Source organism: Streptomyces phytophilus, assembly GCF_013870535.1.
Classification (GTDB): domain Bacteria; phylum Actinomycetota; class Actinomycetes; order Streptomycetales; family Streptomycetaceae; genus Streptomyces; species Streptomyces phytophilus.
This window is the reverse complement of the sequence record NZ_JACBXC010000275.1, coordinates 1-6,028: the sequence shown is the minus strand read 5'-3', so window position 1 is coordinate 6,028 and position 6,028 is coordinate 1. Positions and strand designations below refer to the sequence as shown.

At 71.3% G+C, this 6,028-nt stretch carries 8 protein-coding genes; 4 read left to right on the top strand and 4 right to left on the bottom strand.

Translation table 11 applies throughout. The features are described 5' to 3' along the window. Window positions 1–184 precede the first annotated feature (184 nt). The gene (locus H5J30_RS14660; protein ID WP_181787879.1) at window positions 185–823 is read right to left on the bottom strand and encodes a DNA-3-methyladenine glycosylase; all 639 of its coding nucleotides are present in this window, start codon (window positions 821–823) and stop codon (window positions 185–187) included. 51 nt (window positions 824–874) lie between these two features. Between H5J30_RS14660 and H5J30_RS14655 the strand changes: the two genes are divergently transcribed. The 3 genes from H5J30_RS14655 (at window position 875) to H5J30_RS14645 (ending at window position 2,952) form a co-directional block, all read left to right on the top strand. Then, on the top strand, window positions 875–1,657 hold the full coding sequence (locus tag H5J30_RS14655) for a sporulation protein (protein WP_181787878.1): 783 nt from the start codon (window positions 875–877) through the stop codon (window positions 1,655–1,657). Between the two features lie 144 nt (window positions 1,658–1,801). Next, a complete protein-coding gene (locus tag H5J30_RS14650) occupies window positions 1,802–2,341 on the top strand; it encodes a YbhB/YbcL family Raf kinase inhibitor-like protein (protein WP_181787877.1) in 540 nt (179 codons plus the stop codon). Between the two features lie 83 nt (window positions 2,342–2,424). Beyond that, window positions 2,425–2,952 (top strand): HNH endonuclease, encoded by a 528-nt coding sequence (locus tag H5J30_RS14645; protein ID WP_181787876.1) that lies wholly within the window; start codon window positions 2,425–2,427, stop codon window positions 2,950–2,952. 146 nt (window positions 2,953–3,098) lie between these two features. Here the strand turns inward: H5J30_RS14645 and H5J30_RS14640 are convergent, their stop codons facing one another. The 3 genes from H5J30_RS14640 to H5J30_RS14630 all read right to left on the bottom strand — a co-directional run bounded on the left by H5J30_RS14640 (window position 3,099) and on the right by H5J30_RS14630 (window position 5,456). Next, entirely contained in the window at window positions 3,099–4,058 is a 960-nt protein-coding gene (locus H5J30_RS14640) for an SPFH domain-containing protein (protein WP_181787875.1), read from the bottom strand. An 82-nt stretch (window positions 4,059–4,140) separates the two neighbouring features. After that, window positions 4,141–4,521 (bottom strand): NfeD family protein, encoded by a 381-nt coding sequence (locus tag H5J30_RS14635; protein ID WP_051102863.1) that lies wholly within the window; start codon window positions 4,519–4,521, stop codon window positions 4,141–4,143. Between the two features lie 137 nt (window positions 4,522–4,658). Further along, window positions 4,659–5,456: an ABC transporter ATP-binding protein gene (locus H5J30_RS14630; protein WP_181787874.1), complete on the bottom strand. Its 798-nt coding sequence runs from the start codon at window positions 5,454–5,456 to the stop codon at window positions 4,659–4,661. Between the two features lie 116 nt (window positions 5,457–5,572). Here H5J30_RS14630 and H5J30_RS14625 point away from each other — a divergent pair. Next, a partial coding sequence (locus tag H5J30_RS14625) for an Rv1486c family protein (RefSeq protein WP_508470472.1) occupies window positions 5,573–6,028 on the top strand: 456 nt, incomplete at its 3' end.

The window sequence follows — 6,028 nt, the reverse complement described above, 5'->3', positions numbered from 1 at the left end:
TCCACCACTGTAGCGAAGACTTCGCTTCGCTCCAAAACCGGGTCCCCAGGAGTTGCAGCCGAGGCGCAACAAAAGAGGGCTCAGGTTTACGAAAGATCGTCTGGAGGATGGCGCCCGCATCAGAGCGTGCAAGACACCAGGCCGTTTAGGGCTCTCTCCACGATACGGACCCGCCCCCGCCGCGTCAAGCTCCGGCCGCCTTGCGGCGGCGTCGTTGCTCGTGGGCGCGGTACGGGCTCACCGTCGGGTCGCCGTCGATCCAGTAGCGCCACGGGTGGTGGGCGCCGTCGCCGCCGACGCCGGTGCGGGGGCCGGTGCGGATGCGGGTGCGGTCCGCGGGGGTGCCGGTGAGGAGTTCGAGGGGGGTGCCCGGGGTGCAGGCGTCGGTGCCGTCGAGGGTGCGGTCGATGTCGAGTGCCGTCGCCAGGCGGGCCGGGCCCTGGGCCAGTTCGCGGTCCTTGCGGGCCTTGGGGCGGTGCTTGCGGGCCAGTTCCGTGCCCTCCGTCACCTCGCCGGCGCGCAGGAGGACGGCGCTCGCGGCGCCCTCTTCGCCGCAGACCACGTTCATGCAGTGCCACATGCCGTAGGTGAAGTAGACGTAGATGTGCCCGGCCGGGCCGAACATGACGGCGTTGCGGTCCGTGCGGCCCCGGTAGGCGTGCGAACCGGGGTCCTGCTCCCCCGCGTACGCCTCGACCTCCGTGAGTCGCAGAGAGATCGTCCCGGCGGCTGTGCGGCGCAGTAGTGTTCGGCCCAGCAGATCCGGCGCCACCTCCAGTACGGGCCGACGGAAGAACGAGCGGTCGAGTGGAGTACGGGGCATGTCGGGTGAGCGTAGTTGAGCAGACCTAACAGGGGAGCAGGGGAGTCCGCGATGGGGTTCAAGAAGCTTTTCGCCAGCCTGGGGGCCGGCGGCGCGTCGGTGGAGACGGTCCTGAACGACGCGAACGTCGTGCCCGGCGGCGTCGTCCAGGGCGAGGTCCGCATCGAGGGCGGGTCCGTGGCCCAGGAGGTCGAGGGGCTGTCCGTCGGGCTGCAGGCGCGCGTGGAGGTGGAGAGCGGCGACAACGAGTACAAGCAGGACATCGAGTTCCACCGGCAGCGGCTCGGCGGCGCCTTCGAGATCGAGCCGAACGCCGTGCACAACGTGACGTTCAGCCTGGACGTCCCGTGGGAGACGCCGGTGACGTCCGTCATGGGCCAGCGGCTGCCGGGGATGAACGTCGGCGTGACGACCGAGCTGGAGATCGCCCGGGCGGTGGACTCGCTCGACCTCGACCCGATCTCCGTGCACCCGCTGCCCGCGCAGCAGGCGATCCTCGACGCCTTCGGCGGGCTGGGCTTCCGCTTCAAGAGCGCCGACCTGGAGCGCGGGCACATCCGCGGCACGCGGCAGCGGCTGCCGTTCTACCAGGAGATCGAGTTCTACGCGCCGCAGCAGTACCGCGGGCTGACGGCCGTGGAGCTGACGTTCCTCGCCGACGGGCACCAGATGGACGTGGTGCTGGAGATGGACAAGAAGCCGGGGCTGTTCACGGACGGCGGTGACTCGTTCCGGATGTTCCAGGTGGGGCTGACCGACTTCCAGCAGACCGACTGGAGCGCGTACCTCAACCAGTGGATCTCCGAGGTGGGGTCGCGGCGCAACTGGTTCTGAGCCGCACGGTCGTGTGGCGGCGGCGCCCGGGCCGCTGCTCGTTAGGCTGACCGCCGTGGCGGCGTGCCGGTGTCCCGCGTACCGCGTGACCCGCGTACCCGCCGCGCCGTGTCCTTGTGTCACAGCCACCTGGAGGTGTCTCACGTGCCCGAGCAGAACCGGCCGCCGCTGCCCCACGACTTCCATCCCGCGGTGCCGTCGTTCACCGTCACCAGCGACGACGTGAAGGAAGGCGCCCCCCTGCCGGACGCGCAGATCGGGGCGAAGGGCAACACCTCGCCGCAGCTGCGCTGGTCGGGGTTCCCGGCGGAGACGAAGAGCTTCGCCGTCACCTGCTACGACCCGGACGCGCCGACCGGCAGCGGGTTCTGGCACTGGTCGGTGTTCGACATCCCGGTGTCCGTGACGGAGCTGCCCGCGGGCGCGGGCACGGGGGACATGGCCGGGCTGCCGGCCGGTGCGGTGACCGTACGGAACGACGCGGGGACCAATGACTTCACGGGCGCGGCCCCGCCGCCCGGTGACGGCGAGCACCGGTACGTGTTCACGGTGTACGCGGTGGACCAGGAGAAGCTGGGTCCCGACGCCGCGGCGACGCCCGCCGTCGTGGGCTTCAACCTCCGCTTCCACACCCTCGCGAGGGCGCAGCTCATCGGCACGCACGAGGAGCCCGCGGCAGGTTGAAATTGCGTTGTCGCGGCCGGTCTCCCGGGGCACAGTGGAGCCACCTCGCCGGTCGGTGAGGCGAGTCGGGAGGTGTGACCGGGATGCGCGAGACGCTGGTGCTCAACGCGAGCTTCGAGCCGCTGTCGACGGTGTCGCTCCGCCGTGCGGTGGTGCTGGTGCTGCAGGACAAGGCCGTGGTCGAGCAGGCGCACTCCGGTATGCGGCTGCGGGCGGCGACCGTCGAGCTGCCGGTGCCCCAGGTGATCCGGCTCTGCCGGTACGTGCGGGTGCCGTTCCGAAGACGGGCGCCGTGGTCGCGGCGGGGTGTGCTGGTACGCGACCGGCACCGGTGCGCGTACTGCGACCGGCGCGCGACGACCGTGGACCACGTCCTGCCGCGGTCGCTGGGCGGTCGCGACACCTGGCTGAACACGGTGGCGTCCTGCGCCGCGGACAACCACCGCAAGGCGGACCGGACGCCGGAGCAGGCGGGGATGCGGCTGCTGCGGCGGCCGTTCGAGCCGACGCCGGCGGACGCGCTGCTGCTGGCGCTGGGAGTGCGCGAGCGGGAGCAGCTGCCGGAGTGGCTGACGCCGCCGGAGGGCCGCGAGGTGGGTGTCGCCGCCTGAGCCCCGGCGCGTGAGCGCCACGCCCGCCCGTACGGCACCGGGACGGTGCCGTACGGGCTTTTACGGACAGAAACCCGCCCCCGGTCGGTTGCGACGACCGGGGGCGGGCTCGTACCGTACGGCGTCCGCGGACGCCATGCGCGGGACTACTCCAGCGGCGGCTGCTCACGGTAGGTGGGCGCCTTGCGGGTGCTCGTCTTGGGGGCGCCGCCGTCACCGCCGGTGGGCGAGGGCGTGCCGAAGTTGCCCAGGGCGCCGCCGAGGCCCTTGAGGGCGTCGCCGATCTCGCTGGGCACGATCCAGAGCTTGTTCGCGTCGCCCTCGGCGATCTTCGGCAGCATCTGCAGGTACTGGTACGACAGCAGCTTCTGGTCCGGGTCGCCGGCGTGGATGGACTCGAAGACCGTGCGGATGGCCTGCGCCTCGCCCTCGGCGCGCAGTGCCGCGGAGCGGGCCTCGCCCTCGGCGCGCAGGATCGCGGCCTGCTTCTCACCCTCGGCGGTGAGGATCTCGGACTGCCGGACGCCTTCTGCGGTGAGGATCGCGGCGCGCTTGTCGCGGTCGGCGCGCATCTGCTTCTCCATCGAGTCCTGGATGGAGGTGGGCGGCTCGATGGCCTTCAGCTCGACGCGGTTGACGCGGATGCCCCAGCGTCCTGTGGCCTCGTCGAGGACGCCGCGCAGCGCGGCGTTGATCTCCTCGCGGGAGGTCAGGGTGCGCTCCAGGTCCATGCCGCCGATGATGTTGCGCAGGGTGGTGACGGTGAGCTGCTCGATGGCCTGGATGTAGCTGGCGACCTCGTAGGTGGCGGCCCGGGCGTCGGTGACCTGGTAGTAGATGACCGTGTCGATGTTCACCACCAGGTTGTCCTGGGTGATCACGGGTTGGGGTGGGAACGGCACGACTTGTTCGCGCAGGTCGACGCGGTTGCGGATGGTGTCGATGAACGGCACCACGATGTTGAGGCCGGCGTTGAGGGTGCGGGTGTAGCGGCCGAAGCGCTCCACGATGGCCGCACTGGCCTGGGGGATGACCTGGATCGTCTTGATGAGTGCGATGAAGACGAGCACCACCAGGATGATCAGGACGATGATGATCGGCTGCATGCTGCTCCCCGGTTAGTGATCCAATTGTGCGGCCCAGCCGCCGAGTGTGGCAGAACGGCCTTGCCCGTAAGGGCGCTTCCGGTCACATGACGACGGCGGTCGCACCGTCGATGTCCACAACATCGACCTTCCGACCGGGCTCGTAAACCTCGCCCGAGTCGAGCGCCCGGGCGCTCCACACCTCGCCGGCGAGCTTGATGCGCCCCCCGGAGCCGTCGACGCGCTCCAGCACCACCGCCTGTCTGCCCTTGAGGGCGTCGACGCCCGTCGTCGCCCCGCCCTGGCCGCGATGGCGGCGCGCCACGGGCCGTACCGCGGCGATGAGGGCGGTCGAGACGACCGCGAAAACGATCACTTGCACGGTGATACCGCCCCCCAGGCCCGCCGTCACGGCGGCGGCGACCGCGCCGACCGAGAACATGCCGAACTCCGGCATGGCAGTCAGCACCAGGGGAATGCCCATGCCCACGGCGGCGATCAGCCACCACACCCATGCATCCACGGGTCCAATGCTATTGCGGGGCAGGGGATTCGGGACAGATGCCCGGGGGCTGCGGCCGCGAAGCTACGTCTCCCGTGGGCCGGGTGGCCAGGCGGCGGCTACGACTTGGACATCGGCAGGCCCTGGGCCGTCCAGCGGTCGCCGGCGCGGTCGAGGACGAGCGGCAGGCCGAAGCAGAGCGAGAGGTTGCGGGACGTCAGCTCGGTCTCGATGGGTCCGGCGGCGAGCACCTTGCCCTGCCGGATCATCAGCACGTGGGTGAAGCCCGGGGGGATCTCCTCGACGTGGTGCGTCACCATGATCATCGAGGGTGCGTACGGGTCGCGGGCCAGCCGGCCGAGGCGGCGTACCAGGTCCTCGCGGCCGCCGAGGTCGAGGCCGGCGGCCGGCTCGTCGAGGAGGAGCAGCTCGGGGTCGGTCATCATGGCGCGGGCGATCTGGGTGCGCTTGCGCTCGCCCTCGGAGAGGGTGCCGAATCTGCGCTCCAGGTACTCGCTCATGCCGAGGCGGTCGAGGAAGGCCCGGGCGCGGTCCTCGTCGACGGCCTCGTAGCTCTCCTGCCAGGTGGCGGTCATGCCGTACGCGGCGGTGAGGACGGTCTGCAGGACGGTCTGGCGCTTGGGCAGCTTCTCGGAGAGCGCGGCGCTGGCCATGCCGATGCGGGGGCGCAGCTCGAAGACGTCGACGCTGCCGAGCTTCTCGCCGAGGATCTGGACGGCGCCCCCGGAGGGGAAGAGGTAGCTGGAGGCGATGTTCAACAGCGTGGTCTTGCCCGCGCCGTTGGGACCGAGGATGATCCACCGCTCGCCCTCCGCGACCGACCAGGAGACCTGTTCGACCAGAGCCCTGCCGTCGCGGACCACCGATACGTCCACCAGCTCCAGTACATCGCTCATGAGCGTGCCCGTCTCCCCTTGCAGTCTCGGTCCGTCGTACGCGGTGCGCGCCTGCGACACCGCCCCAGGGCAAACCTACGCCACGCGATGTCGGACCCGGTCCGTAGGCTGGTGCCATGCTCGAAGAACCACGTTCAGGCCGGCTGGCGGCCTGGGGAAATGCCCTGCTTTCCGGGCACATCTCGCCCGACGAGGCCGCGGAGCGCATCGTCGCGGACGACGCCGGGCACCGGGTGGCGGGGCTGCCGGAGGAGGAGTCGGCCGAGGGTGTGGCCCTGACGATGGCACTGGGGCGGCTGCGGGCGCTGGGCGCGAAGGGCCTGCGGGTGGCGCTGCCGGTGCCGGGGCATCCGCTGGGGCTGTCCGGGCCGCCGGAGTTCAACGCGCTGGCGCTGGACGCCGGCGAGGCGGTGCTGGTGACCGGCGGGCCGCCGCAGGGTCTGGTGCCGGAGGTCTGGTCGGTGGGTCCCGAGGGGGACGAGGTGGTCCGGGTGCGGTGGCGGTGCCTGCCGGTGCGGGATGCGCCGCCGGCGGACGTGCCGTCGCTGGGCGAGGCGGAGCGGGAGCTGGCG

What these genes read in the sequence shown, in the direction of transcription:
- H5J30_RS14660 (WP_181787879.1), bottom strand. Translation starts at nt 823, where the DNA reads ATGCCCCGTACTCCACTCGACCGCTCGTTCTTCCGTCGGCCCGTACTG.
- H5J30_RS14655 (WP_181787878.1), top strand. Translation starts at nt 875, where the DNA reads ATGGGGTTCAAGAAGCTTTTCGCCAGCCTGGGGGCCGGCGGCGCGTCG.
- H5J30_RS14645 (WP_181787876.1), top strand. Translation starts at nt 2,425, where the DNA reads ATGCGCGAGACGCTGGTGCTCAACGCGAGCTTCGAGCCGCTGTCGACG.
- H5J30_RS14640 (WP_181787875.1), bottom strand. Translation starts at nt 4,058, where the DNA reads ATGCAGCCGATCATCATCGTCCTGATCATCCTGGTGGTGCTCGTCTTC.
- H5J30_RS14635 (WP_051102863.1), bottom strand. Translation starts at nt 4,521, where the DNA reads ATGGGCATTCCCCTGGTGCTGACTGCCATGCCGGAGTTCGGCATGTTC.
- H5J30_RS14630 (WP_181787874.1), bottom strand. Translation starts at nt 5,456, where the DNA reads ATGAGCGATGTACTGGAGCTGGTGGACGTATCGGTGGTCCGCGACGGC.